The organism is Nonomuraea purpurea (genome assembly GCF_042650645.1).
Lineage (GTDB): Bacteria > Actinomycetota > Actinomycetes > Streptosporangiales > Streptosporangiaceae > Nonomuraea > Nonomuraea purpurea.
The window spans coordinates 31,399-55,259 of sequence record NZ_JBHSBI010000011.1 but is presented as its reverse complement, the minus strand read 5'-3'; the positions used below and the strand labels follow the sequence as shown (position 1 = coordinate 55,259).

25 protein-coding genes are annotated in these 23,861 nt (G+C 68.9%); 17 read left to right on the top strand and 8 right to left on the bottom strand.

Annotated elements, in window-relative coordinates; translation table 11 throughout:
* Positions 1 to 538 precede the first annotated feature (538 nt).
* The 7 genes from ACFOY2_RS22320 to ACFOY2_RS22290 all read left to right on the top strand — a co-directional run bounded on the left by ACFOY2_RS22320 (position 539) and on the right by ACFOY2_RS22290 (position 9,244).
* On the top strand, positions 539 to 2,716 hold the full coding sequence (locus tag ACFOY2_RS22320) for a septum formation family protein (protein WP_379530007.1): 2,178 nt from the start codon (positions 539 to 541) through the stop codon (positions 2,714 to 2,716).
* Between the two features lie 133 nt (positions 2,717 to 2,849).
* Positions 2,850 to 3,560 carry an FHA domain-containing protein gene (locus tag ACFOY2_RS22315; RefSeq protein ID WP_379530006.1) on the top strand — a complete coding sequence of 237 codons (711 nt, stop codon included), beginning with the start codon at positions 2,850 to 2,852 and terminating at the stop codon, positions 3,558 to 3,560.
* Complete coding sequence (locus ACFOY2_RS22310) at positions 3,557 to 4,246, top strand: PP2C family protein-serine/threonine phosphatase (protein ID WP_379530005.1); 690 nt, start codon at positions 3,557 to 3,559, stop codon at positions 4,244 to 4,246. The genes ACFOY2_RS22315 and ACFOY2_RS22310 overlap by 4 nt, the downstream gene beginning before the upstream one ends.
* Positions 4,224 to 5,264, top strand: coding sequence for a serine/threonine-protein kinase (locus ACFOY2_RS22305; protein WP_379530004.1), 1,041 nt, complete (start codon positions 4,224 to 4,226; stop codon positions 5,262 to 5,264). The genes ACFOY2_RS22310 and ACFOY2_RS22305 overlap by 23 nt, the downstream gene beginning before the upstream one ends.
* A complete protein-coding gene (locus ACFOY2_RS22300; RefSeq protein ID WP_379530003.1) occupies positions 5,261 to 5,845 on the top strand; it encodes a hypothetical protein in 585 nt (194 codons plus the stop codon). Before ACFOY2_RS22305 ends, ACFOY2_RS22300 begins: the two co-directional genes overlap by 4 nt.
* On the top strand, positions 5,838 to 8,318 hold the full coding sequence (locus ACFOY2_RS22295) for an Hsp70 family protein (protein ID WP_379530002.1): 2,481 nt from the start codon (positions 5,838 to 5,840) through the stop codon (positions 8,316 to 8,318). Before ACFOY2_RS22300 ends, ACFOY2_RS22295 begins: the two co-directional genes overlap by 8 nt.
* Positions 8,315 to 9,244, top strand: a complete 930-nt coding sequence (locus ACFOY2_RS22290) for a hypothetical protein (protein ID WP_379530001.1) — start codon at positions 8,315 to 8,317, stop codon at positions 9,242 to 9,244. Before ACFOY2_RS22295 ends, ACFOY2_RS22290 begins: the two co-directional genes overlap by 4 nt.
* A gap of 31 nt (positions 9,245 to 9,275) precedes the next feature.
* Here the strand turns inward: ACFOY2_RS22290 and ACFOY2_RS22285 are convergent, their stop codons facing one another.
* Positions 9,276 to 9,818: a class I SAM-dependent methyltransferase gene (locus ACFOY2_RS22285; RefSeq protein ID WP_379530000.1), complete on the bottom strand. Its 543-nt coding sequence runs from the start codon at positions 9,816 to 9,818 to the stop codon at positions 9,276 to 9,278.
* A gap of 401 nt (positions 9,819 to 10,219) precedes the next feature.
* Between ACFOY2_RS22285 and ACFOY2_RS22280 the strand changes: the two genes are divergently transcribed.
* The 8 genes from ACFOY2_RS22280 (at position 10,220) to ACFOY2_RS22245 (ending at position 18,369) form a co-directional block, all read left to right on the top strand.
* Positions 10,220 to 10,879, top strand: a complete 660-nt coding sequence (locus ACFOY2_RS22280) for a glycosyltransferase family 2 protein (protein WP_379529999.1) — start codon at positions 10,220 to 10,222, stop codon at positions 10,877 to 10,879.
* Between the two features lies 1 nt (position 10,880).
* Positions 10,881 to 11,531 (top strand): TIGR04282 family arsenosugar biosynthesis glycosyltransferase, encoded by a 651-nt coding sequence (locus ACFOY2_RS22275; RefSeq protein ID WP_379529998.1) that lies wholly within the window; start codon positions 10,881 to 10,883, stop codon positions 11,529 to 11,531.
* Positions 11,531 to 12,535 carry an NAD-dependent epimerase/dehydratase family protein gene (locus tag ACFOY2_RS22270; RefSeq protein WP_379529997.1) on the top strand — a complete coding sequence of 335 codons (1,005 nt, stop codon included), beginning with the start codon at positions 11,531 to 11,533 and terminating at the stop codon, positions 12,533 to 12,535. Before ACFOY2_RS22275 ends, ACFOY2_RS22270 begins: the two co-directional genes overlap by 1 nt.
* A gap of 11 nt (positions 12,536 to 12,546) precedes the next feature.
* The gene (locus tag ACFOY2_RS22265) at positions 12,547 to 13,974 is read left to right on the top strand and encodes a glycosyltransferase 87 family protein (RefSeq protein WP_379529996.1); all 1,428 of its coding nucleotides are present in this window, start codon (positions 12,547 to 12,549) and stop codon (positions 13,972 to 13,974) included.
* 45 nt (positions 13,975 to 14,019) lie between these two features.
* Positions 14,020 to 15,336 (top strand): molybdopterin-dependent oxidoreductase, encoded by a 1,317-nt coding sequence (locus tag ACFOY2_RS22260; RefSeq protein WP_379529995.1) that lies wholly within the window; start codon positions 14,020 to 14,022, stop codon positions 15,334 to 15,336.
* Complete coding sequence (locus ACFOY2_RS22255; RefSeq protein WP_379529994.1) at positions 15,333 to 15,845, top strand: hypothetical protein; 513 nt, start codon at positions 15,333 to 15,335, stop codon at positions 15,843 to 15,845. The genes ACFOY2_RS22260 and ACFOY2_RS22255 overlap by 4 nt, the downstream gene beginning before the upstream one ends.
* On the top strand, positions 15,842 to 17,650 hold the full coding sequence (locus ACFOY2_RS22250) for a glycoside hydrolase family 15 protein (RefSeq protein ID WP_379529993.1): 1,809 nt from the start codon (positions 15,842 to 15,844) through the stop codon (positions 17,648 to 17,650). The genes ACFOY2_RS22255 and ACFOY2_RS22250 overlap by 4 nt, the downstream gene beginning before the upstream one ends.
* A gap of 146 nt (positions 17,651 to 17,796) precedes the next feature.
* Entirely contained in the window at positions 17,797 to 18,369 is a 573-nt protein-coding gene (locus tag ACFOY2_RS22245) for a fasciclin domain-containing protein (protein WP_379529992.1), read from the top strand.
* A gap of 65 nt (positions 18,370 to 18,434) precedes the next feature.
* Here the strand turns inward: ACFOY2_RS22245 and ACFOY2_RS22240 are convergent, their stop codons facing one another.
* The 5 genes from ACFOY2_RS22240 to ACFOY2_RS22220 form a co-directional block, all read right to left on the bottom strand.
* Positions 18,435 to 18,971, bottom strand: coding sequence for a hypothetical protein (locus ACFOY2_RS22240; protein ID WP_379529991.1), 537 nt, complete (start codon positions 18,969 to 18,971; stop codon positions 18,435 to 18,437).
* Between the two features lie 363 nt (positions 18,972 to 19,334).
* Positions 19,335 to 19,526 carry a hypothetical protein gene (locus ACFOY2_RS22235; protein ID WP_379529990.1) on the bottom strand — a complete coding sequence of 64 codons (192 nt, stop codon included), beginning with the start codon at positions 19,524 to 19,526 and terminating at the stop codon, positions 19,335 to 19,337.
* 42 nt (positions 19,527 to 19,568) lie between these two features.
* Entirely contained in the window at positions 19,569 to 20,054 is a 486-nt protein-coding gene (locus ACFOY2_RS22230; protein WP_379529989.1) for a DUF3224 domain-containing protein, read from the bottom strand.
* Between the two features lie 102 nt (positions 20,055 to 20,156).
* Positions 20,157 to 20,792 (bottom strand): TetR/AcrR family transcriptional regulator, encoded by a 636-nt coding sequence (locus ACFOY2_RS22225; protein ID WP_379529988.1) that lies wholly within the window; start codon positions 20,790 to 20,792, stop codon positions 20,157 to 20,159.
* 344 nt (positions 20,793 to 21,136) lie between these two features.
* A complete protein-coding gene (locus ACFOY2_RS22220) occupies positions 21,137 to 21,667 on the bottom strand; it encodes a hypothetical protein (protein ID WP_379529987.1) in 531 nt (176 codons plus the stop codon).
* A gap of 241 nt (positions 21,668 to 21,908) precedes the next feature.
* Between ACFOY2_RS22220 and ACFOY2_RS22215 the strand changes: the two genes are divergently transcribed.
* The gene (locus ACFOY2_RS22215; RefSeq protein WP_379529986.1) at positions 21,909 to 22,640 is read left to right on the top strand and encodes an SDR family oxidoreductase; all 732 of its coding nucleotides are present in this window, start codon (positions 21,909 to 21,911) and stop codon (positions 22,638 to 22,640) included.
* Between the two features lie 125 nt (positions 22,641 to 22,765).
* Here ACFOY2_RS22215 and ACFOY2_RS22210 read toward each other — a convergent pair whose 3' ends face one another.
* A complete protein-coding gene (locus ACFOY2_RS22210; RefSeq protein ID WP_379529985.1) occupies positions 22,766 to 23,092 on the bottom strand; it encodes a hypothetical protein in 327 nt (108 codons plus the stop codon).
* Positions 23,093 to 23,139: 47 nt separating this feature from the next.
* A complete protein-coding gene (locus tag ACFOY2_RS22205) occupies positions 23,140 to 23,316 on the bottom strand; it encodes a hypothetical protein (protein WP_379529984.1) in 177 nt (58 codons plus the stop codon).
* 127 nt (positions 23,317 to 23,443) lie between these two features.
* On the opposite strand from ACFOY2_RS22205, the gene ACFOY2_RS22200 reads away from it, so the two are divergent.
* On the top strand, positions 23,444 to 23,857 hold the full coding sequence (locus tag ACFOY2_RS22200) for a TOBE domain-containing protein (protein ID WP_379529983.1): 414 nt from the start codon (positions 23,444 to 23,446) through the stop codon (positions 23,855 to 23,857).
* Positions 23,858 to 23,861 lie beyond the last annotated feature (4 nt).

Here is a 23,861-nt window from a genome sequence, read left to right as displayed (position 1 = left end):
GAAAGTACGTTGATAAGGTCGCGGCTGTGCGTTCGCTGCAAATTGTGCGCCGGTTTGCTCGATGCATGGACAGGCGACGGCCTTATCCAAAAGGCTCATTCAGCGCTGAATATCGTGAACCAATCCTGTCCAGGAACGGCCTCGACGGCCAAGACGACGGCTCGTACCCAGCGGAACCGCCACGGCGCGAGGGGCCCGGATGCAGGAGGCCGCGAACCAGACCCTCACGAGGGCGAACTTCACGCTTGCCGGCACTCCTTCCGGCATCTGAGCAGCCATAGAGCCTCGCCTCTCTCCGCGCCGTCGGCGCGCCTGCACTGTCTCAGACCTGGCCCGGGACCGGTCCCGAACCAGGTCTGAGACAGTGCAGGCGGTGACCATTGCCGGGAGGTGCGTATGCCGCCAGGTGATGAATTCATTTAGCAATGAACGGCGCAACCATTGAATGACCATCTGGGTTCCATGCTCATGCCATGGAGTCCGGCGAGAGTCCCCGCCAAGCTCTTGTCAGCGGAATCTCGATGGTGATGGGGAGGAAATGTTCGGGGCAGACAATACGATCAGCGCGGCATTGGCCGAGGCGGCCGGAGCGGCACTGTACACGCGTAACGCGTTCCGGATCACCGGGGTGTCGACGTACGCTGATCGGCGAACCATCAGGCAACGCAGGCGGCACGTCATCCCCGCGCTCGAGGTCGGCGCCGACATCGACCTCGGGCATGATCTCGGCCTCAACGAGGTCCGCGCGGCCTTCGACCTTCTCCAGGGAGATGCCCGCCCCCGGCTGGTCCACGAGCTGTTCTGGCTCTGGGACACCCCCGACGCCGACTGCTCCTGCCCCCGCAATCTGCGTCGCGACCATGACCAGGCGGTGCGGGCACACAGCGCCGCACTCGAACGGGAGGCCTCGGCCGTCCACCCGGCCGGCCGGGAGCTGGACGATCTGGAGAAGCTGTGGTCCGAGGCCGGACGGCGGTGGCGGGAGGTCCTGCGCCGGGCCGTCTTCTGGGATCACGTCCGGCACCGGGCCGCAGCGCTGGACGACCGGCAGCTGAACGAGTCCGACGTTGACACCCTTCGTAGGGAGCTGCCGACGGCGCTGGTCAGGCCGCTGATCGAGCTCGCGGCCCGGCCGGGGCAGAGCCAGGGGCGGCTCGCGGAGGTGGCCCGAGGTTGGCCGCTGGTGCCGGGGAAGGTGGTCGACGACCTGCTGGAGGACATCGTCGCGCCGGTTTTCGAGGACACGCGGACGGCGCTGTCGGACGCGATGCAGGCGCTCGACGCCGACGAGCCCGGGCGGGCGGCTTCGACCGTGGACGAGCGGGTCCTGCCGAGCCTGCGCCGGCTGGAGGCGGTGGTGCCGCACGGCCGGCACCGCCGCACGGCCGGCGTGCGTAACGAGGCCGCGGTCGTGCTCAACAACTGTGCCACGGCATTGCTGGACAGCCAGGGGCCTGCGGCCGACGCGTCCGCACGGAGACTGCTCGACAAGGCGAGCAAGCTGAGCTCGGATCCCCACACCCTGGAGCGGATCGAGCAGAACCGCGCCTTGCTGAAGGAGGCCGTCAAGTCCTTCGAGATGATCGAGCAACAGGCGAGGACGTTTGTGGACCTCGGCCGCCCCGACCTGGCCGGCGAGGTCCTGCGCAAGGTCAGGCGAGCCTTGCGTGACCAGCCGTGGGCGGACGATGTGATCGACGAGATAGCCGACAAGCTGAGGATCAGCCCGCCCCGCCGGCCCTTGACCGCCCCTCGCCGCTCGTCGACCACCCGACGCCCTTCGGCTGCCCCGCGCCCGTTGTCGCCCGCGCCGCGGGGGTTCTTCAGACGGCTCTTTCGCGGGGTCAAGTTCCTGATGTGGATCGGCGTTCTGATCGGCCTGTTCCTCCTGACGACGGAGTGGTTCGGCTGGAACTCCGCGTCCACGGCCGCGCTCTTCTCCGAGGTCAAGGCGGACAACGCCCCCGTGGGTTCGTGCGTGGAGACCAAGGAGGGCTTGCAGGCCGATCACTCGCAGGTCCCCATGATCGACTGCGGCGAGCCGCACTGGGGCGAGGTGCTGGGCTATGTGTCACTCGGCAAGGCGCCCTCGCCCTACCCCGGAGACGACCAGGTCCAGTCGACGGCCATGTTCGAGTGCGCGAGGCTGCAGGCGCGCCAGGACCTGATCTTCGAGGAGTACACGACCCACTACCTCTTGCCATCGAAAGAGGCATGGAACGACGGAGACGGCCGGTTCGAGAACTACGCGCCGTGCGTGCTGATCCCGCGCAACGGCAACCAGATCAGGGGCAAGCACGTCGTCGATCCCCCGCCCAAACCGGAGGACGCGGCAGTGGTGCCGATGGGCCTGTACGGCAAGCAGAGAAAGCTGGACCCCCCGGTGGGGAGTTGCGTCAAGGACAAGAAGAGGTGGGGTCCGGAGCCGAACAACGTTCCGATCGTGCGCTGTGAGCTTCCCCATTGGGCCGAGATCGTGGGCTACCCGAAGCTCTTCGACAAATCCCAGCCCTGGCCGGGTGACGACAAGGTCTGGGACGCGGCGAAGGCCGCGTGCGCCAAGACGAGCGCGGACCTGAAGGCAGGAAAGGACCATCGGATCCACATCAATTGGCCTTCCAAGGACTGGTGGGGCGACAACAAGGAGACGGAGCTCTACGCCGTGTGCCTGGTGAGCCGGGCCGACAACAAGACGTTCAGCGGTGGTCTGCGATGACGCGTCCATCTGGATTCCGCCTTGTTTCCATGGCCTTCGGCGAGCCGACGGGCCAGATTCGTAGCAGCGCCTACAGGAGGTTCTCGTAGTGGTTCGGGCAGTGGCGTTGCGCATCAGCTCGCCGGAGGGGGTCATGAGCGCGGTCGAACTCGGCGGCGGGCCGATCACCGTCGGGCGCGCCTCGCCCGAGCACGCCCCCGACGTGGAACTGGGGCCGGATCCCCAGCGGTGGGTCGGCCGCCTGCACTGCACGCTGGACTTCGCCGACGGCATGTGGTCGGTGACCGACAACGCCAGCGTCAACGGCACGCTGCTGCGGCACGGCGACGTCACCGAGCGGCTGCAGGGGCGCAAGCGCATCCAGCACGGCGACACCCTTCTGATCCTCGGGGACATGACCCCGAAAGGAGAGCCGCTGTACTGGGAACTGACCTTCCTGGACCCGCACACCACGCGGCCCGCGCCGTTCGGGCCGCCGACCGACGTGCGTCACACCGGACCGGGCCTGCGCTACGACTGGGTGGCCGCCAGGGCCTACCGCGTCGAGAACGGCGTGGAGACCCTGATCGACGGTCTGCGCCCGCAGGGCCACCAGTTGCTGCGGTACATGGCAGGGCGCGGCAACGATGGTGCCGCGGTCGCCTGCGACCACGCGTCGCTGATCACCGCGCTGTGGGGCCCGCGCGAGGAATGGGCGCCGCACCGCTCGTACACCAGGGCCGACCTCGCCGGTGTGGTGCGCGCCGTACGCAGGTGCATCGAGGTGGACCCGTCACACCCGCGCATCCTCGAGACCGTCACGGGCATCGGCTACCGCCTGAACGTCAGCAGACCCCCCACATGATCAGATACGCGATGCGCACCCAGGCGGGCGGCCTGCATGGGGAGAACCAGGACGTCGTGGCGGCCGATCCCGCCGGCGGCACGTTCATCGTGGCCGACGGCATCGGGGGCCTGGCGGACGCGGCGGCCACCGCGCGTACGGTCGTCGACCAGTTCCCCCGCCGGTTGTGCGAGCACGTCACCGCCATCCGAGCGCCCGGCGTCACGCACGCGGTGACCGAGGTGGTCGCCGAGCTCAACGAGCGGGTACGGCGCGAGGCCCGCAGCGGGCCCGGCACGACGGGCACGACCGCGGCCCTGCTTCTCGTACGGGGCGGCGCGGCGCTGGCGGTGCACCTGGGAGACAGCAGGATCTACCTGGCTCGCGACGGCCGGCTCGACCGTCTCACCGAGGACCACGTCCGTGAGGGCAGGCTGACCAGGTTCGTGGGGATGCCGGGCGAGGTCGTACCGGGCATATCGGTTCATGAGCTGAGCGCGGGCGACCGCTTCCTGCTGTGCACGGACGGCCTCACCGGCAGCGTGGACGACGAGGCGCTGGGAGCGATCCTGAACACGGCCGCCGACCTCGAAGGCGTGTGTGAGCGACTGATCAACTCCGCCGCGGCGGGCGGGACGATCGACGACGTCTCGGTGATCGCCGTGCAATACGGGGGGAGGGGCGATGGCGCTGCTCAACAGCGGTGACCGGGTCAACGACACCCTGGTGATCGATCGGCTGCTCGGCGAGGGCGCCTTCGCCGAGGTGCACCGGGTCCGGCACGCCTATCTCGGACTGCAGGCGATGAAGCTGTTCAAGAAGGTCGCCTCGTTGGAGGAGACGCACCTGATGCTGGACGAGGCCCGGCTGTTGTCGACCCTCGGCCACGCGAACATCGTCCGGTTGTTCGACGCGAACACCGTGCAGACTCCTGAGGGCCTGCGCGGCTTCTTCACGATGGAGTACCTCCCGGGAGGCAGCCTTGAAAACCTGTCCAAGGCCTACCCGCACAGCGTGCCGACGGCCATCGCGGTCGACGTGATGGAGCAGATCGCGAGCGGACTTGCGGTCGCGCACGAACAGGACCCGCCCATCCTGCACCGCGACGTCAGCCTGGCCAACGTCCTGATCGGCTACGACGGCAGCGTCATGCGGGTGAGAGTGAGCGACTTCGGCCTGGCCAAGCGGGCCGACCCGGTCACGCGCACGGCCAGCGCCAAGGGCACCATCGCGTTCATGGCCCCTGAGGTCCTGACCAACCAAGGCTACTCGTGCGCGAGCGACGTGTGGTCGGTGGGCACGATCGCCTACTTCCTGCTCACCGACCACCTTCCATACGGCGAAACCGGACGCTACTCCTCCTACTCCTTCGCCCGGTTCAACCGGCGGCTGCTGCCGCCCAGCAGGTACAACGACGACGTCGACGCCAGGCTGGACGAGATAGTGATGTCCACGCTCCAGCTCGATCCCCAGGAGCGCCCGACCAACGCCCGCGTGCTGGCCGACGCCCTGCGCCGGCGGCGCAGGCCCCCGGCAGTGTCGTATCGGGACCGGGACCGGGGCCGGGCCCGGCACCTCGCCGACGAGGCCCTCCGGCTCCACCGGATCCCCGGTGAGCTGGAGCGGGCCGCCGATCTCATGGAGGAAGCCATCGACCTGTGGCCGCCACTGGGCGAACAGCACCAGCCCAAACTCCTGCTGTGGCGCAAGGGGGTGATGATGTGAGCCCTGACCGCAGGCTGCTGTCCCGGATGCGGGAGGAGCTCCGGCAGCGCCGCCACCACCGCTCTTTCCGCATTCCGCCCCCGTCCTGGGACGATGAGGTCACCGAGCAGTTGGAACGACTGCTCGCCACGGCCGCCACGCACACCGAGCCCGTGCCTCCTCCGGATGAGAAGGCACCGGCCGCCACGCGCGCCGAACCGGTGCCACCTCTGGATGAGAAGGCACTGGCCGCCGCGGCGACGAACCTGTGGCGGGCCGAACGCCGGCTCGCCAGGAAGGACGAGGACTCACCGGCGAAGAGCCGGCAGGCCGGCCGTTTCCTGCGGACCACGCGCGGCGCGCTGGCCGAGGCCGGTCTGGTGGTGCAGGACCACGACGGCGAGCAGTTCCACTCGGGGCGCTCACTCGAGGTCCTGCTCTTCCAGGACGATCCGTCCCTGGCCACGGAGACGGTCCTCGAGACCGTGCGGCCGTCGATCTATCTCCAGGACCGGCACATCCAGATGGGCCAGGTGATCGTCGGCTGCCCGCCCCAGCCGAGCCCCGACAGCGACGACGACGTGAGGAACGACCATGCGTGACACCATCGACTTCGGCATCGATCTCGGCACCACGAACAGCGCGATCGCAGTGGCGGAGAACGACACCGTCGCAGTGATCAAGAACAACGACGGATGGGACATCACACCGTCCGCGATCTGGATACCCAAGCCGAATCAGATCAAGGTCGGACGCCCGGCTCGGGACCGGGTCTGGTCGGATCCGAAGAACTCCGCGGCGGAGTTCAAGCTCGAAATGGGGCTCGCCGACGCGCGCAAGACATTCGCCAAGGCCGGGCTGGAGCTCACCCCCCAGCAACTGTCGGCCGAGGTCCTCAAGTCGCTTCGCGCGGACGCCGCCCATCACTGCGGCACGACACCCGACGCTGCCGTGATCACGGTCCCCGCCGCGTTCACGTTGAACCAGAACAAGGCCACCACCGACGCCGCCATGCTCGCCGGGTTCACCGCCGCCTGCCCGCTGGTGCAGGAGCCGACGGCGGCGGCGTTCGCGTACGGGTTCCACGATGCCGACGACCGGGCGTACTGGATGGTGTTCGACTTCGGCGGCGGCACCTTCGACGCCGCGGTGGTCAGCAAGCACGACGGCGAGCTTCGGGTGCTCAACCACGCCGGAGACTCCTACCTCGGCGGGAAGCTGATCGACTGGGCCCTGGTCGAGCGGATCATGGCGCCTGCGGCGGCCCGCGATCTCGGCCTGCGCGACTTCCGGCGGGACAATCCGCGGTGGGAGCAGAACTTCGCCATGCTGAAGGGCGCGGCCGAAGAAGCGAAGATCCAGCTCTCCCGCCTCGAACGCGTCGAGATCAACATCGACCAGATCGACGAGAGCGGCGACACCCAGACCGTCGAACAGGTTCTGACGCGTGACGAACTCGACGCGATCGCCGAGCCGTTCTACGCCAGGGCGATCAACCTGTGCCGATCCGCGCTGAAAGACGCCGCGCTGGGCCCCGCCGACATCGACCGGCTGCTGCTGGTCGGCGGCGTGACCCTGGCCCCGGGCCTGCGCGAGCGGCTCGCGGACCCGCGCCACGGCCTCGGCATCGAACTCGACATAAGCCTCGACCCGACCACCGTCGTCGCCCGCGGCGCGGCCATCTTCGCCAGCACTCTCCGCCGCCCGCACCCCGTCTCGGCCGACGCCGGCTCCGACGAGTTCGTCATCGAGTTGGCCTACGAGCCCAGCGTGACGACGGCCACGCCCACCATCGCCGGCCGGGTGCACGGGCCGGCCGAGGACTGGACGGCCTATTCCGTCACCCTGAGCAACCCGGAAGGGAGGCCGCCCTTCGACAGCGGCCGCATCCTGCTGAACGCCACGGGAGCCTTCGCCACCGAAGTCTCCATCGACAAGGACCGTACGTCGAAGTTCACGGTCGAGCTGATCGACGACAAGGGTGCTCCTCAGCCGGTCGCGCCCAACACGATGTCGATCAAGCATCGCGACGTCGAGTTCGGTGGCGTGCGGCTGGCGCACTCGCTCGGCATCCGTCTCGCCGACGGCAAGTTCGCGCCCGTGGTGCGCAAAGGCGCCACATTGCCGGCCACCGTCCGCGGGGAGTACGAGACCTCCATCGCCCTGAGCCGCGCCGACCCGGACGGCGCGATCCTCATCCCGGTCCTGCAGGGCGAGCGCACCCGGGGAGATCGCAATCGCAAGGTGGGGATGCTGGAGATCCGCCCCAAGGACCTCATGATCGACCTGCCGGCAGGCAGCGATGTGGAGGTGACATTTGAAGTCGACACCTCCAGCCTGGTCACCGTGGTCGCCGACGTGCCGCTGGCGCAGATCCAGTTCGAAGCCATGATCAATCTGACGGACGTCAAGACCCCGAGCCCTGAGCTGCTGAATGGGATGCTGTCCGACGCGGAGCAGCGCCTGACGTCGCTGCGCAGATTGGTGTCGACGGACAGGTCGGGCGCGGCCGCGCGCCAGTTGGACAGGATCGACGAGGAGGGCGCTGTCACGACGGCCCGCGAGCAGGTGTCGGCGGCCAAAGTGGATGCCGGTGCCGCGGCCACGGCCGAGGAGCGCATCCGAAACCTGCAGGCGGATCTGGACGAGGTCGAGGAGGCCGCGCAGCTCCCGGCGCTGGCGCAGGAGCTCGAGGGACTGCTCGCCGAGGCGACGGAGCTGGTCGACAGGCTGGGCGACGCCGCGGACCGCCAGGAGCTCGCCGAGGTGCGCAGGCGGGGGAAGGAAGCGATCCAGGAACAGGACTCCGCGGCGATCCGCGCCCTGATCGAGCGGGCTCAGACACTCCTGATCGAGGTGGAGCGGCGCTCCCCGGACTGGCCGGTCAAGCTGTTTGCGGTCCTGCAGACTGCGGTGCCGTCCCACGGTCAGGTCTCCGCACTCATCCGCGAAGGTAAACGGGCCATCGCGAATGGCGACATGCAGGCTCTCGAGGCGGTCAACCAGCGCCTGTTCCGGCTCCTGCCGAAGGACCAGCGCGACAAGATCGAGCTTGGCGGGTTGAACAAGCGATGAGCGAGGCGTTGCGCGTGCACCTGACCGTGAGCCGGGCACGCTCGGCTGCGCGGGCTGGGGACCTGGACCGTGCCGCCCAGCTTCTTGACGAGCTGGACGGCTCCGGCAAGGATGCCGCCGACGTGCTCGACCTGCGGGCCAGGCTGCACGCCCAGCGCGGCGAGCTGCAGGAGGCGGATCGGTGCTGGGCTGCGGTGCAGGCGTTGGCGCCGCAGGACGCGGCCGCCGCGGCGGGGCGCCGGACGATCAAGCGGATCACCGCCGGCCGCCGCCGGTCCAGGCCCCTGATCCATCCGGGCCTGCTGGGTGCGGCCACGGCGGCGGTGATGGTCGCGGCGCTGGTCGGCTGGGCCGTCGTGGTCCCGCAGGCCGAGCCAGGCCCGCCACCGGCGGCGGCTGCGCGCGCCGACCGGCGACAGGCGGAGAACGACGCCCTGAATCAGCGCCTGGCGTCGCTCGAGGCGGACCGAACGGCGGCCGCGGAGCGCCAAGAGGCCGCTGCCGCTCGCCGCAACCGCGAGGTCGCCGCGATCGCCAGGAGGCTGGCTATGCCAGGGGTGAGCGTCGAACGGCGGTCAGGGAGTGTCCGCGTGCTCTTCAAGGCCGGGCTCTTCCCGCACAGCGCGGAGATCAGCGGGAGGGGTGCGGGGCTGTTGCGCAAGCTGGGCCGCAGGATCGCGGGCCTTGACGTGACGACAACCGTGGTGGGCCACGTGGTGGCGGTGCCCGGCGGCAGGACGGACGGCGGTTCCGTGGTCGCACTGGGCCGTGCTCTGGTGGCGGCCCGCTATCTGGCGGAGGGTGGTGAGCTGGCGTTGACGTCGTTCTCGCTACTGAGCGCGAACCAGTCGGACGGGCCGTTCCCCGACCCGCGACGCAACCGGACGGTGACCCTGCTCGTCGCGCCGAGGGACTCTCCCGGATAAAGAGCGGGGACGGGCCGCGCGGCCGGGCGAGTCATGACAGGGATGCGAACCATCGCCCCGCCGCGTTCCAGCGTTCGACGGTGGGGAACCCGGATCGCCCGGCAAGGGGGGCGATGTCGTCGATCGAGACGGTCGCCCAGGTGAACCAGTCACCCGTACGCCCGGCCTGGCGCAGCCGTACGGTGTGGACCCTGCTCTGTGAACCCGGCGGCGAGAGTTCGGCGATCACCGTCCCTCCTGGCCTGACCAGCTCGCGCAGGCGCTGGAGGAGGGCTGCCGGGTTGCCGCCGATGCCGATGTTGCCGTCGGCCAAGAGCGCCTCGGCCCACCGCCCGGTTCCTGGAAGGGGTTCGAAGACGCACCTGCGCAGCGCCAGGCCGCCTGCGCGGCGGGTCAGCTCCACGGCCAGGGGCGTGATGTCGATGCCCAGGGCGGGAATCCCCATCCGGGTGAGCGCCACGGTCAGTCTTCCTGGTCCGGAACCGACATCGAGAGTGGGTCCGCCGCATCGGGCCAGAATGTGCTCGTCGCCCTCGTTGTACAGGAGCCAGCGCTCGGCGGAGAGCGACCGCATTCGGCCGTCGGCATATTCGATGTCTACGTTTCCGCCTTTGAGGCTGTCTTCGTAGAATGCGCCGATCACGCGGCTCTTCCATTATGGCGGGCGCTGAGAAAGGGATCTGCCGGAATGTTTACGCCACTACTGATGATCATTCTGTGACATTACCCCGGCAGGTCGGTGGCGATCCTTACGAAGCTGTTATGGGCGGGGAGCTGCGATCGTCCGGCAAAAACGCGCCCATCACGCCCTCGGCCGAGAGCCAAATGCGACCTGCCGGGGGTGCGGGGTCCAGAGACCCAAACCACGGGGTCGGCCATGAAACCGTATTACCGCAGACCCGAACTGGTCATTTCTCGGAACGACGTCATCCTTTCGTAAGAGAGGAGGCGCTGTTGCCGCGTTAGCGTCGGCCCATGGAGATCGACGTGGTTCTGCCCTGCCTGAATGAGGAGGCGGCGCTGCCGTGGGTGCTCGGGCGGATGCCGCCCGGTTTCCGCCCGATCGTGGTCGACAACGGTTCGACCGACGGATCCGCGAGGGTCGCGGCGGAGTTCGGCGCGACGGTGGTGGCTGAGCCCCGGCCCGGATTCGGCGCCGCCTGCCACGCGGGGCTGACGGCCGCGACGGCGGACGTGGTGTGCTTCATGGACGCCGACGCGTCCCTCGATCCCGGGCAGTTGCCGCGCGTCGCCGGGCCGGTCCTGGCGGGGGAGGCCGACCTGGTCCTCGGTCGCCGCGTTCTTGGACCGGACGCCTCCTGGCCGGTGCACGCCCGGCTCGGCAACGCCGTGCTGGCTCGCGAGCTGCGCCGCCGTACCGGTGCCGATCTGCACGACCTGGGGCCGATGCGGGCGTGCGGACGTGCCGCCCTGCTGGCCTTGGAACTGGCGGACCGGCGGTTCGGCTACCCCCTGGAGATGGTGCTGCGCGCCGCTGCGGCCGGTTGGCGGATCGCCGAGGTCGAGGTGGACTATCTGGCCCGTACGGGGAGGTCGAAGGTGACCGGTACGGTGCGCGGAACGCTGCGGACGATCGGTGACATGCGCCGGGTCATGGCCGACAGGACAGTATGACGTGAGTTCGCACCATGCCGACGGCGCGCAACTCCTGGTGATCGCCAAGGAGCCCGTACCGGGAAAGGTGAAGACCCGCCTGACCCCGCCCTGCACTCCGCGCGAGGCCGCGGCACTGGCCGTCGCCGCGCTGGAGGACACGTTGCGGACGGTCGCCCGGGTTCCGGTGGCCCGCCGCGTGATCGCTCTCGACGGGGCTCCCGGGGCGTGGCTGCCCGCCGGGTTCACGGTCGTTCCGCAGCGCGGCGACGGCCTGGACGAACGGCTCGCCGCCGCCTTCGACGACGCCCACCGGCTGTCGCCCACCCCGATCGTGCTCATCGGCATGGATACCCCGCAGGTGTCCGTCGGCCTGCTGACCGGCGCCGTGTCGTTGCTCGACGCCCACGACGCGGTGTTCGGCCCCGCGACGGACGGGGGGTTCTGGCTTCTCGGGCTGCGCACCCCCGACCCCGATCTGCTGCTCGGCGTGCCGATGTCCGAGCCGACCACAGGAGAGATCCAGTTGAACAGACTGACTGAGGCCGGAATGAGCGTCGCCTGCCTGCCTTGCCTGACCGATGTGGACACCATGGCGGACGCGATCGAGGTGGCGGCGCTGGCTCCCCACTCCCGTTTCGCCGCCGCGCTCGCCGGAACGGCGGTGTTGTGATGCACGATGCGAGGGTGCTGGTCACCGGCGCGGCCGGGTTCATCGGGAGCCATGTGACGCAGGCGCTGGAAGCGGCCGGACACGAGGTGGTCCGCCTCGACCTCAGGACCGGCGACGACGTGCGCGAGGACGCCGCGCTGGACCGGTTGATGGCAGGGGTCGACGTCGTCGTGCACCAGGCGGCCAAGGTCGGGCTCGGCGTGAACGTGGCCGACCTGCCGGACTATGCCTCGGTCAACGTGTACGGCACGGCCGTGCTGCTGGCCGCGATGGCCCGGCATGAGGTCGGGCGGCTGGTGCTGGCCTCCTCGATGGTGGTCTACGGCGAGGGCGCCTACGACTGTCCGAGGCACGGCCGGGTACGGCCCGCGCCGCGTTCCGCCGCCGCTTTGGCACGCGGGCTCTTCGAACCTCGTTGCCCCCGGTGCGACTCGGAGGTGGTCTACGCCACCATCGATGAGAACGCGCCGGCGGATCCCCGCAACGCGTACGCCACCAGCAAGCTGGCGCAGGAGCATCTGGCCGCCAACTGGGCGCGCGAGACCGGCGGCACAGCCGTCGCGCTGCGGTACCACAACGTGTACGGGCCCAGGATGCCCCGGGACACGCCGTACTCCGGGGTGGCGGCGATCTTCCGATCCGCGCTGGAGGCCGGTCGAGCACCCAGGGTGTTCGAGGACGGCGGGCAGTTGCGGGATTTCGTCCACGTCCGCGACGTTGCTCGCGCGAACGTCACCGCGCTCTCCGGCGGCCGGCCGGGCCTGCTGGCCGCGTACAACATCGCCAGCGGGGAGCCGCGCAGTGTCGGCGACATGGCGGTGGCACTGGCCACGCAGCGTGGCGGTCCTGAGCCGGTGACGACGGGGGAGTACCGGCTGGGCGACGTCCGCCACATCGTGGCATCTCCGCACAAGGCGGGTGCGGAGCTCGGGTTCTACGCCCGGATCGGGTTCGACGAGGGCATGAAGGAGTTCGCCACCGCACCCCTGGCCGGCTCGGCGTGACCTGCCGCGCGGTGGGGACGGCCGTCCTGCTGGTCGCCCTCGTCGGCACGCTCGCGCCGGCGATCGGTGAGAACGCGGATCGCCACGGCCTGTTCTGGCCGTACGCGCTCGCGTGGGCGTTCTTCTGCGCGGCGACGTGGGCTGTGCGCGGGCTGCCGACGCGCCAGGCGATGTGCCTGTTGATCGCCGGCGGGATCGCCGTGACCGCCACCGGCCTCCTCTCGCCGCCCGCCACCAGCACCGACTCCTACCGCTACGCCTGGGACGGACGGGTGCAGGCCGAGGGCATCTCGCCCTACGATCACGCCCCGGCCGAGGCGGCGCTGGCGCCGCTGCGCGACCCCTGGCTCTTCCCCCGCGGCCACGGCTGTGATGGGCCCTATCGTTACCCGATCCCCTCCGGAGACTCGGTGACGTCGTGCACGCGGATCAACCGCCCCGGCGTGCACACGATCTATCCGCCCCTGGCGGAGGCGTACTTCCTCCTGGTGCACGGACTCTCGCCCGAAGGGGCACGGCACAAGCCGCTGCAGATCGGCGGTGCGCTCATGGCGCTCATGACCTCGGCCGTGCTGCTGATCGCGCTCAGCCGCCGGGCCGGCACCCGGGACAACGCTCCGGCGTACACCGCCTGCTACGCGTGGTGTCCCGCCGTCCCGCTCGAACTGGTGAACAACGCCCACGTCGACGCGCTCGGCGTCCTGCTCGCCGTCATCGCCCTGACCACGGTGAACAGGCACAGAGTCCTCGGCGGCACGCTGCTCGGCGCGGCGACCGCCGTCAAGCTGCTGCCCGCCGTCACCGTACCGGGAGCGCTCTCCGGGGTCCTCGCGGCAGGCGGGAAGACGCCGACGCGCCGGATGCTCGATACCCTCGCCGTCCTCGGCCCCGCCGCTCTCGTCGTGGCGCTCGCCTACCTGCCGTACGCGCTCGCCTCGCGCAACTCGGTACTCGGCTACTTCTTCGGTTACTTGACCGAGGAGGGTTACGATGATGCCGGCAGCAGAGACCGGTATGCGCTGCTACGGCTGGTTCTTCCAGACTCGTGGGCGTTCCCCGCGGCCCTCGTCATCCTCGGGATCGCGATCTTCCACGTACTCCGCCACGGCGACGCGGACCGGCCGTGGCAAGGCGCCCTGCTGGTGACCGGGGTGGGGTTCCTCGTGTTCACGCCCGGCTATTCCTGGTACGCCCTACTGGTCGTCGCGCTGGTCGCCCTCGACGGCCGGTGGGAGTGGCTCGGCGTCCCGCTGGCCGGCGGCGTGGCGTACATGGGCACCGGCGCCGGCTTCGGGACCATCGCCTACGCCCTTGCCGCGCTGGCGGTGACCGGTGGGCTCGTCGCACGCGCGGCGTCTTCAAACGGTTCCGCATGGCGAGCGGCCAGACATTGCCGAACGGGTGCCGGGGCGTTGCTTTGGAAAGACCGTTTCCGGTAAGGAGACCGAGCAGCCGACATTGGATTTCGGGGGGATCGGTGCCGGATGCGTCGAGTGGGCAATAAGGGCCGCCTGGCCGCGCGCCTCAGGGGGTGGAGCGGGCCGCCCGGGCCGTTCCGGCCGGAGTTCTGGCGCAGCCCGCTCCGAGGCCCCTGGCTGACCTCGGTGCTCGGACTGATCCTGCTGGCCGGGATCATCCTCGTCGCGATCACCGGGCTGGTGTCGTACGCCGCCTACGAGCCTCGGCTGCCGGGCAACGACACGACCCCCGGCAGGGGCCTGCTGGGCTTCTACCTGTTCGACTGGCCCACGGACCCGGTCTGGTTGTACCGGGTCACCCAGGGCGCGCACGTCATCGGCGGGCTGACACTGGTGCCGATACTGCTGGCCAAGCTGTGGTCGGTCATCCCCAAGCTGTTCTCCTGGCCGCCCGCCCGCTCCGTGGCGGAGGTCGTCGAGCGGGCCAGCCTGCTGCTCCTGGTCGGCGGCGCGGTATTCCAGTTCGTGACCGGGATCCTCAACATCCAGCTCTTCTACGTCTTCCCGTTCTCCTTCTACCCGGCCCACTTCTACGGCGCATGGATCTTCCTGGCCGCCTTCGTCGTCCACGTCGTCATCAAGCTGCCCCGCGTCATCCACACCCTGCGGACGTACGGCCTGCGCGACTACCTGCGCACCTCCACGGCGGACACCCGCCCTGAGCCGCCGGACCCCGATGGCCTGGTCGCCACCGACCCGGCGCCCGCCACGATGTCCAGGCGCGGCCTGCTGGCCTTCGCCGGCGGCGGCTCGCTGGTCATGTTCGGCCTGTCCGTCGGCCAGTGCGTCGACGGGCCGTTGCGCCGTACCGCGCTGCTCGCTCCCCATGGGCGCCACTACGGTACGGGCCCCAACGACTTCCAGGTCAACAAGACGGCGGCGAGCCTCGGCGTCACCCCGGCCATGACCGGCGATTCCTGGCGGCTGGCACTCGTCGGACCACACCGGACGGCACTCTCCCGCGAGGATCTGCTGGCGATGCCGCTGCACACCTACGCCTTGCCGATCGCCTGCGTGGAAGGGTGGTCGACCGTCCAGACCTGGACCGGCGTACGGCTGGCCGACCTCGCCCGCCTCGCCGGGATCCGGATCGGCTCGACAGGCGTCACCGCCAGGTCTCTGCAACGCGGGGGCTACTTCGGTGAGGCTTCGCTCAGCGCCGCGCAGGTCGCCGATCCGCGCTCGCTGCTGGCGCTGCGGGTCAACGGCGCCGACCTGTCCCTCGACCACGGATACCCGGCGCGGGTCATCGTCCCCAATGCTCCCGGAGTACACAACACGAAGTGGGTGCGCGAGCTCGACTTCAACCAGGAGCGATCTTGAACGGCCGCAGTCGGTGGGCAAGGACCTACGGCGCCCCTCCGTGGCACCTGCTCGCACTCGCCCTCTGCTTCCTGGTCGCCGGTTACGCCGCCACCCGAGTGGTCGACGTGGGGATCTGGCCGGGCTTCCTGGTGTGGTTCGTAGGGGCCGTCATCTTCCACGATCTGGTGCTGTTCCCTCTTTACTCCGCGGCCGACTTCGCCGCCCGGTCTTCCACCGCTCTTACCCGTCGCCGTGGTCGTACGGCTGCTCGGCCTCGGCCTCGGCCGACGGGGCGGCGGCCGGCTCCGATCAATTACCTGCGCGTGCCGACCGCGTTCTCCGGCCTGCTGCTCCTGGTGTGGTCCCCACTTATCCTGCGCGGCGCCGAGCCCAACTACAGGGCGGCGGTCGGCTTGAGCACCATCCCTTATCTCACCCGATGGATTCTGGTCACCCTGGTGCTCTTCGCCGCCTCAGCACTGCTTTACCTGCTGCGACGCCTGGCCGCACGGCGGGTCTGCCGTTGAGCGCCCGGCCGATCGGCGACTACGCGATGCTGGCGGACTGCCGCTCCGCCGCGCTGGTCACGTCCGACGGCTCTGTCGACTGGCTGTGCCTGCCACGTTTCGACAGTCCGGCGCTCTTCGCCCGGCTGCTGGACGAAGAGGCCGGCTACTGGGCTATCCGGCCGTCATGTCCGGCCGAGGTGACCCGCCGGTACGTCGAGGACACCCTCGTGCTGGAGACCACGTTCCGGACGCGCGGCGGCACCCTGGTGCTCCGGGACGCCCTCGCACTGGGCCGGGGCGAACGCGGGCACGCGCTGGGCACGTCATCCCCCGGCCTGCTCCTTCGCCGGCTCGCCTGCACCGAAGGGCGGGTGCCTGTGGAGATCGTGTATGTGCCCCGGCCCGAGTTCGGGCTCGTCCGCCCGCTGATGCAACCGGTCCGCGGCGGCCTGATCGCCCGTGGAGGCGCCGACGTGCTCACCCTGTCCAGTCCGGTGGAGTTCCGGACCAGCGGCTCGGTCGCGGACGCCGCTCTCACCCTGCGCGCAGGACAGAACGTCGGTCTGGCCCTGCAGGTCGGCCGGGCCTGGGCGCCCGACCCGCCGCGCCGCACCTCCTGGGCCGTCGCGCGCCGGATTCGCGACACCATCGCGGGATGGCGCTCCTGGTCACACGGTCACGCCGACTACGAGGGACCCTGGCGCCGGCGCGTCAACCACAGCGGCCGGGTGCTGCGCGCGCTGACCTACACCCCGACGGGGGCCATTGTGGCCGCGGCCACCACCTCCCTGCCGGAAAGCATCGGCGGGGAGCGCAACTGGGACTACCGCTACACATGGGTCCGCGATGCCAGCTTCACCCTGCAGGCCCTGAACACGGCCACCTGCGAGGAGGAAGAGACCGCCTACTTCACCTTCCTGTCCCGCGCGTGCGCGACCCAGGGCGACGCGGACCCGGACCTGCAGATCATGTACGGCATCGGCGGCGAGCGCGACCTGAGCGAACGGCGCCTGCCGCATCTGCGGGGGTGGCGGGACAGCGCCCCCGTGCGGGTCGGCAACGACGCCTGGCGCCAGGACCAGCTCGACGTGTACGGCGAGTTGCTCGACGCCGCCCACCAGACTTACCGGGATATCGGCCCGTTCGACCCACTCACCCGCTCGCTGCTGATCGGAGTGGCCGAGACCGCCGCGCGCCGCTGGCAGGAGCCGGACCAGAGCCTGTGGGAGGTCCGTGGTCCCAGCAGGCAGTTCACACACTCCAAGCTGATGTGCTGGGTGGGATTGGACAGGGCGATCACCCTGGCCCCCGTACTGGGGGCAACCTCCCGGGTCGCAGACTGGACGCGCGTCCGAGACGAGATCCACGCCGCGATCCTGACCCACGGCTGGAATGAGCAGGCGGGTGCTTTCACCCAGACGTTCGGTGGCACCCATATCGACGCCGCCACCCTGATGATGCCCTTGGTCGGATTCCTGCCACCGGACGACCCGAGGATCCGCTCCACCGTGCAGGTCGTCGCCACCCAGCTGACCGACGCGAGCGGGCTGGTGCACCGCTACCGTTCCGCCGACGGGCTACCGGGGCAGGAGGGCACCTTCCTGCTGTGCACCTTCTGGCTCGCCCACGCGCTGGCCCTCACCGGCCAGGACGCCGAGGCCAAGCGGGCGTTCGAGACCGCCGCCTCCTGCGCCAACGATGTCGGCCTGCTCAGTGAAGAGGTGGACACCGGCACAGGAGAGGCAATCGGCAACTTCCCTCAGGCCCTCAGCCACATCGGCCTGATCAACGCCGCCCGCGCCATCAGGGACGCCCGGCGTTGAGCACGTCTCGGGTTCCCGTCTGGAAAGCGGCCCCAGCCTTTGTGCCTTTTTGGGGCAAGGGTGACTCCGTTGTTCTCCGCAGCTGCCGAAACTGAAGGGAGAGATCAGGGCCGCGAGCCCGGTTCCGAGAACTAGGGGTGATCGCTGTGAAACGAGCACTTCTCGCGACAGCACTGGTACTGACCGCCGCCGTCGGCACCGTCGGCGCGTCCCCATGGACGAGCTCCGCCGCGCGGCCGACGCCGACGCCGACCGCCGGTGCGAACCCTGTCGGGCCCGGCTGCGCCCCGATCAAGAAGAGCCTGTCCGGCATCTCCGACAAGGGGCTCGGCACCGCCCTGGCCCAGATCCCGGAGCTGTCCATGCTGTCGCAGGCGGTCAAGACGGCCGATTGGCAGACGAAGTTCAACCAGGCCGCGCACCTCACGCTCTTCGCACCGGACAACCACGCCTTCCAGGCGATCCCGGTCAAGACCCGGGACAAGATCATGGCCAACAAGCAGGAACTGACCAAGATCCTCGGTTACCACGCGGTCCAGGGCAGGCTGACCCCCGCCGAGCTGAAGAACGCCACGCTCGCGACCCTCCAGGGCGGCGACCTGACCGTGAAGGGTTCCGGCAAGCACACCACCGTCAACCAGGCCAAGCTTGTCTGCGGCGACATCCAGGCCCGCAACGCCACCATCTACATCATCGACAAGGTGCTCATGCCCCACTGACGGCGAGCGGCCGGTCATCGGACGTGACCGCGTCCGATGATCGCCGCTCGCCTGGCAGCGGCAGGTCAGCCGGCGCCGGGGACGGTGACGGGCTGCTCCTTGACCTGGATGCCCGTCTTGGAGGCGTCGTGGACCAGGCCGTCCAGCGAGGCCTTGCCGGCGTTGAGGTCGGCCGGCGTGGCGGTGCCGCCCTTCAGCTTGCCGGTGAGGCTCGTGACCGCGCCGTGAACAGAGTCGAGAGCCTTGCACAGCGTCGGGTTGGCCATGGCGAAACGCCTGGCGACCTTCAGCTCGTGCAGGGCGAACGCACCCGCCACCGCCGCCTTCGCGAAGGTCCGCTTGCGCTTCTCTGCTCCGGCCTGGAAGCCGCCGCTGCGCAGCGGCCTGTAGATGTAGCGGTGGAAGGCGCCCAGCGCGAGACCCGCGTGCAGCGCGAAGCGCGTCTTGGCGAGCCGCCTGTCATTGCCCGACGTCGGGCATGTGGCGCCGGGCGAGCTCGTGATGCCCGGGGTCGGTGTGGCGACCGCCGCCGGGCCGGTGGCGACCACGGCTTCGGGTGGCACGGCGCCGGTCGTGTTGCCGCCGCAGCCAACAAGCAGCACCGCCGCCAGCAGAGCCGACGCGGCCCGCGTGGCAACGGATCGAGTACTCCGTCCAGCCACTTCTTCCCCCTATGAATGCCATGCGGCCCACGCGTGACGCTGCGCACGAGGCGAGCTTCGGATGTCATCGGCGAGCCGAGTGCCCACCACATGAGTGAACTTGCCACCCTGGCCGTGGAGTAAGCGCCCCTTTGCCGCGCCCGGGCCGTCTCAGCACCCTGTTCAGCCGGACATTTTTGAACGGGCTGACCATGACGGCGAACGGTTTGCTCCGTTGTGGCACCTGGCCCGGTCGCGGCTGCGTTCGTGGTCGGTGATGTCGTACAGGACTGATCGGTCCCGGCGTTCCTCAGGGGGCGCCGATCACGTACCGTGCGCGCAGGCGGGTGACACCTGGCCGATCACGTGGCCGCGCGCCACCAGGTCGTCAGCCAGTCCGCGGGCGTCGAGCAGTTCCAGGGCCCTGGCGTGCACGGCGAAGGCCCGGGTGATGTTGGGCTCCTCGGCCCGTTGTTCCAGGATCCGGCAGGAGGTAGCCGGGACGAGCGATGGCATGACCGCACGGCGCCCTGCCCGGCATCGCGGACATCTGCGGACTCACTTCTCGAACCAGTGGGTGAAGTTGTCCTCTGCACGCCAGGTGCCGTCCGGCCCCAGCGCCACGGTGAACGCGCCGCGCCCGCGCAGTCCGGTCAGCTCGCCGGTGCCGGAGCCCGGGACCACCGTCCAGAACCCCCGTCCCGCCCCTGGCCGGTCACCGTAGCCGTAGCTGGTCAGGACGAAACTACCCGTCCTGCCGTCGATCGTGCCGACGATCCGCTCGACCCCGGCGACGATCTGCGACCCGTCCGGCTGGACCACCCGGACGTGGTCGGCGTGCCCGGTGCCCTCGATGCCGCCGGTGAACCGCTCCGTCATGAGCGTCGCGAACACCGCGGGACCGCCCTCGACGGCCGGGCCGATGTCCTGCTTGTCCATGGTGAGCACCTCGACGGAGCTGGTGTGCGTCACCGCGTCCGGTGGCGGCTGCTCCGCTGCGTGGCCCGTGGGTCCCTCGGTGAGCCCGCCCCAGGTGAATGACATGTGCTCTTCCCTTCCGCCGGGTTTCCCTGGCACTTATCAAACCAAACTGTTCAGTTTGATTACGGAGCCGTAAAAAGCCCTGCATGCCGACCCCTTCTGCCGTCAGGTGGTCGCGCGCAGGAACAGGTCCACGATCCGCTCGACGCGCTCGCGATCCGGGGCGGTCACCGGCTCGTCTGTGGCCACGATCCCGTCCGGCAGGATGTAGGTGAGCAGGCCGCCCGTGAGCAACCGGGTCGCCGCCTCCACGTCGTCGACCACGATCACCCCGGCGTCGCGCGCCCGTTCCAGCAGCTCGGTCACCCGCAGGCGGACGCCCCCGGTGATCGTCTGTGCCCACAGCCGGCCGATCTCCGGCACCCGCGGCGAGTCGGCGATGATGACGCGCGACAGCGCGAGGTAGTCACTGCCGGAGATGGCCTTCAGCACTTCCGAGGCCAACTCGACCAGCGTGGCCCGCAGCTGCGGCAGGGAATCCACCGGCCGGTCGCCATCCAGCACCGCGTGATCGCGATTCAGCCTCGACAGCAGCGAGCCGAGCACGTCGACCATGAGCTGCTCTTTGCTGCGGTAGTAGACGTACAACGTCTGCTTGGACACGCCTGCGGCCTTGGCGATGGCGTCGGTGGTCGCGCCGGCGAACCCCTCCGCGAGGAAGACGCGTGTTGCCCCATGACGGATCTGGGCCCGTTTGGCCTCACTGCGCGCCGACTCCTGAGTCGCCTTGGCCGCATCCATGTGCCAAACCGTACTGTTCAGTTTGATTTCGTGTCAAGACATCACCGCACCATGCACCCGCGCCCACGTACACCTGCGCTCCCACCGGTCCGGTCCGGCTCCACGGAACATCGACACCTCCTGGCGGGCGTTCCTGCGCCTGCAGGCGAAGGGGTTGCCGGCCTGTACATGTTGTTCGTGATGGAGGTGCCGCGATCGGGTCGGACTTCGATGTCGCGAGAAGACGCTACTTATTGTCTTCTTTTCTTGATGAGCGAAGCATCAGGGAGATGGACACGCCCAAGGAAGCGAGGCACATCAGGCCGAACACATGCCCGGAGGAAGTGGACGGGTAGAGCCCAATGTCATTCTCCCCGTCCGTCTTTCGGCCAGAAGCGGAACCGGAACTCCTCAAGCCCTTCGGGATATCCGCCCATATCTTCGTCATCCTCATCGAACTCGTCAGGAAAAAACTCGCCATCGAGCCCCGGATTCGATGTGTCCATACGGTAGCCGCGAACCGACCATAGGGCATCAGGTTTTCCAAGATCAATAACGGGGCCAGTTTCCCCACCTGAATTGCATGCGCGGACCCGCCCCGAACTTGAATACATCTCCGCTGTGTGAACCTCGGCTTTGGGCTCGTACTCGACAGGAGGTTCTTTTTCCCATAATTCGAGCGTGATGGCGACAATGTGATGGTAGCCCGCACGGCTGCGTGCCACTGCCATGTTGGCGGTGGCAGCGAACCAGGGTCCATCCTGGCTGGTTTGGGCGAACAATTGTTCAGGAGGGAGTGCGGCGGCCATGGATGACAGTCCGTCGATATCCATGATCGCGAACGATCCATAGTCAACAAGAAAATTATCTTTGACGTATTCTCTTGGTCCGGTCATATAGCCATCCAAAATTCCACCAGGGGAGTGCTTGCGGTGCTCGAAGCGTCCTTGCGGTCCGACGCTCGCGCCAACCTAGCCTGAATCCTTCGACCTCGCGTTGCTTGCTTGACACGCGCGGTGGCGATCGCGGCCCGCTCCACCGCACTCTCATCGCCGTCGCCTGGCAACGCGCCTCCGCCGGCGATTGGATGACCTACGCTGCCGACAGCAGCCGCCGACCACGAACAGGGAACCGCACATGAGACTGGACGACCACAATGTCGTCATCACCGCCGCCGGACGCGACTTCGGACGGGCCCTGGCCATCACCCTCGCCGATCTCGGCGCCAGAGTCTTTCTCTCCGCCCGGACACTCGCAGCAGCCGAACGCACCCGAGACGATATCCGCAGCCGAGGCACCGGAAAAGTCCACGCCTTCGCCTGCGACCTGACCGACCCAGCCTCCATCAGCGACTTCGCCCACCAGGTCGCCGCACATACCGACCACATCGACGTGCTGGTCAACAACGCAGCGCGCTACCTCGAAGGCGAAGACCTCCTGGCCGTCTCCGACCAAGACGTCATCGACACCCTGGCCTCCGGGGCCACCGGCACCATCCTGGCCACCAAGAACTTCCTGCCCCTGCTCCTGCGCTCGGTCAAACCCGACATCATCACCATGATCTCAACCGCCGGACTCCCCGGACACGCACGCTCCACTGCACACGACGCCTTCTACAGCGCGAAGAACGCCCAAGCCGGCTTCACCGAGATCCTCTCCAAACGCCTTCGCCCGCAAGGGGTACGCGTGATCTCCCTCTACCCACCCGACTTCGACAACGCGGATCCACTCACACCCGACTGGCACACCACACCACGAGGCCCCAAAGACCCACTCACCAGTCAATCCCTGATCGACTGCATCCTCTTCGCGATCAGCCAACCGCGTGACTGCTTCATCAAGGCCTTCCACTTCGAGGAACCCAGCTGACACAGGCGTGCCGTTATCGGTGCTGCCGCAGCTGTATCACGACAGTGCGAGAACCACCGCGCAGATGGTCCTGAGAGCTGCCCGAAAGACCGCGAGAAGGGTGCGCAAGGGCCGCTCCCGAAAGGTCAGTCCTCAAGATCCGTGTACGTGTACCACGGGCCTTCCACGTGCTCAACATCGCGCGGCTGCACATGAGAACTCCAGACATAGCCAAAAGCGCGGTCCCCCAACCACCCTCGGCCCTGCTGGAAATAGACGAGACCGTCCTCCCGAAAGACCTTCTCGAACGAGAGGTTCCCGATGGTCTGCTCCTCAAGCTCGTCGCCCTCCCCCAGCGAGCGAGCGACCGCTTCCATACTCCCGGCCGAGCTGGAGAAGCGCTCATCCTCGGTAGGGGCAATAGTTACGAACGCGACCAGCACGAGAATGGCTGCCAACAGCGCCGCTCCCATGTATGCGATTCTGCGTAACGCAGACCCCTCCACCACGATCGTTCCACTCATGTGGTCATCTTTACATGCTGCGGCAAGGTCGAGGCGGACGACGCCACGTACAGCCGGAGCCGGCCGTTCTTGACGTCGGGGTCGATGCGTGGCTCGGTCAGCTTCAGGACGTCGGCGAGCAGGGGACCGGTGAAGGTGTGCTTCTCCGCGCCGTGGAAGGTCTGGTCACGCACGCGCACGGTGTGCTGGGGCAGGCCGCGCAGTTCTCGTGAATGCCATGGCAGAACCGTAGATCATGCCGCTCCTGCGGTGGAAGACGGGTATTCAGGGTGGAATGTGCGGAAGGTAAGGTGAGGGGTTGTGACGACGTTTCGGATCAGCGAGGCCGCCGCGCTGCTCGGGGTCAGCTCCGACACCGTCCGCCGGTGGGTGGACGCGGGCCGGCTGGGAGCCGAGCGGGACGAGAACGGTCACCGGCGGGTGAACGGCGCCGATCTGGCCGCTTTCGCCCGCGCGCAGATCGGGGAGATCGACGGCGGTGGCCGCTCCTCCGCGCGTAACCGATTTCGCGGCATCGTCACCGAGGTGATCCGCGATGCGGTGATGGCGCAGGTGGAGATCGCTGCCGGGTCGTTCCGCGTGGTGTCGCTGATGAGCCGCCAGGCCGCCGACGAGCTGGGCCTGGAGGTGGGGGTGGTGGCGGTCGCCGTGATCAAGTCCACCAACGTCGTCGTGGAGATTCCCGGTCACGATCGCGTGGCCAGTTACTTGTGAGGAG

Bases quoted from the DNA above. Each gene is read 5' to 3' on its own strand.
- ACFOY2_RS22315 (WP_379530006.1), top strand. From the start codon at position 2,850: ATGAGCGCGGTCGAACTCGGCGGCGGGCCGATCACCGTCGGGCGCGCC.
- ACFOY2_RS22235 (WP_379529990.1), bottom strand. From the start codon at position 19,526: ATGCCATCGCTCGTCCCGGCTACCTCCTGCCGGATCCTGGAACAACGG.
- ACFOY2_RS22270 (WP_379529997.1), top strand. From the start codon at position 11,531: ATGCACGATGCGAGGGTGCTGGTCACCGGCGCGGCCGGGTTCATCGGG.
- ACFOY2_RS22225 (WP_379529988.1), bottom strand. From the start codon at position 20,792: ATGGATGCGGCCAAGGCGACTCAGGAGTCGGCGCGCAGTGAGGCCAAA.
- ACFOY2_RS22320 (WP_379530007.1), top strand. From the start codon at position 539: ATGTTCGGGGCAGACAATACGATCAGCGCGGCATTGGCCGAGGCGGCC.
- ACFOY2_RS22230 (WP_379529989.1), bottom strand. From the start codon at position 20,054: ATGTCATTCACCTGGGGCGGGCTCACCGAGGGACCCACGGGCCACGCA.
- ACFOY2_RS22220 (WP_379529987.1), bottom strand. From the start codon at position 21,667: ATGACCGGACCAAGAGAATACGTCAAAGATAATTTTCTTGTTGACTAT.
- ACFOY2_RS22295 (WP_379530002.1), top strand. From the start codon at position 5,838: ATGCGTGACACCATCGACTTCGGCATCGATCTCGGCACCACGAACAGC.
- ACFOY2_RS22260 (WP_379529995.1), top strand. From the start codon at position 14,020: ATGCGTCGAGTGGGCAATAAGGGCCGCCTGGCCGCGCGCCTCAGGGGG.
- ACFOY2_RS22290 (WP_379530001.1), top strand. From the start codon at position 8,315: ATGAGCGAGGCGTTGCGCGTGCACCTGACCGTGAGCCGGGCACGCTCG.
- ACFOY2_RS22305 (WP_379530004.1), top strand. From the start codon at position 4,224: ATGGCGCTGCTCAACAGCGGTGACCGGGTCAACGACACCCTGGTGATC.
- ACFOY2_RS22280 (WP_379529999.1), top strand. From the start codon at position 10,220: ATGGAGATCGACGTGGTTCTGCCCTGCCTGAATGAGGAGGCGGCGCTG.
- ACFOY2_RS22285 (WP_379530000.1), bottom strand. From the start codon at position 9,818: ATGCGGTCGCTCTCCGCCGAGCGCTGGCTCCTGTACAACGAGGGCGAC.
- ACFOY2_RS22215 (WP_379529986.1), top strand. From the start codon at position 21,909: ATGAGACTGGACGACCACAATGTCGTCATCACCGCCGCCGGACGCGAC.
- ACFOY2_RS22210 (WP_379529985.1), bottom strand. From the start codon at position 23,092: ATGGGAGCGGCGCTGTTGGCAGCCATTCTCGTGCTGGTCGCGTTCGTA.
- ACFOY2_RS22310 (WP_379530005.1), top strand. From the start codon at position 3,557: ATGATCAGATACGCGATGCGCACCCAGGCGGGCGGCCTGCATGGGGAG.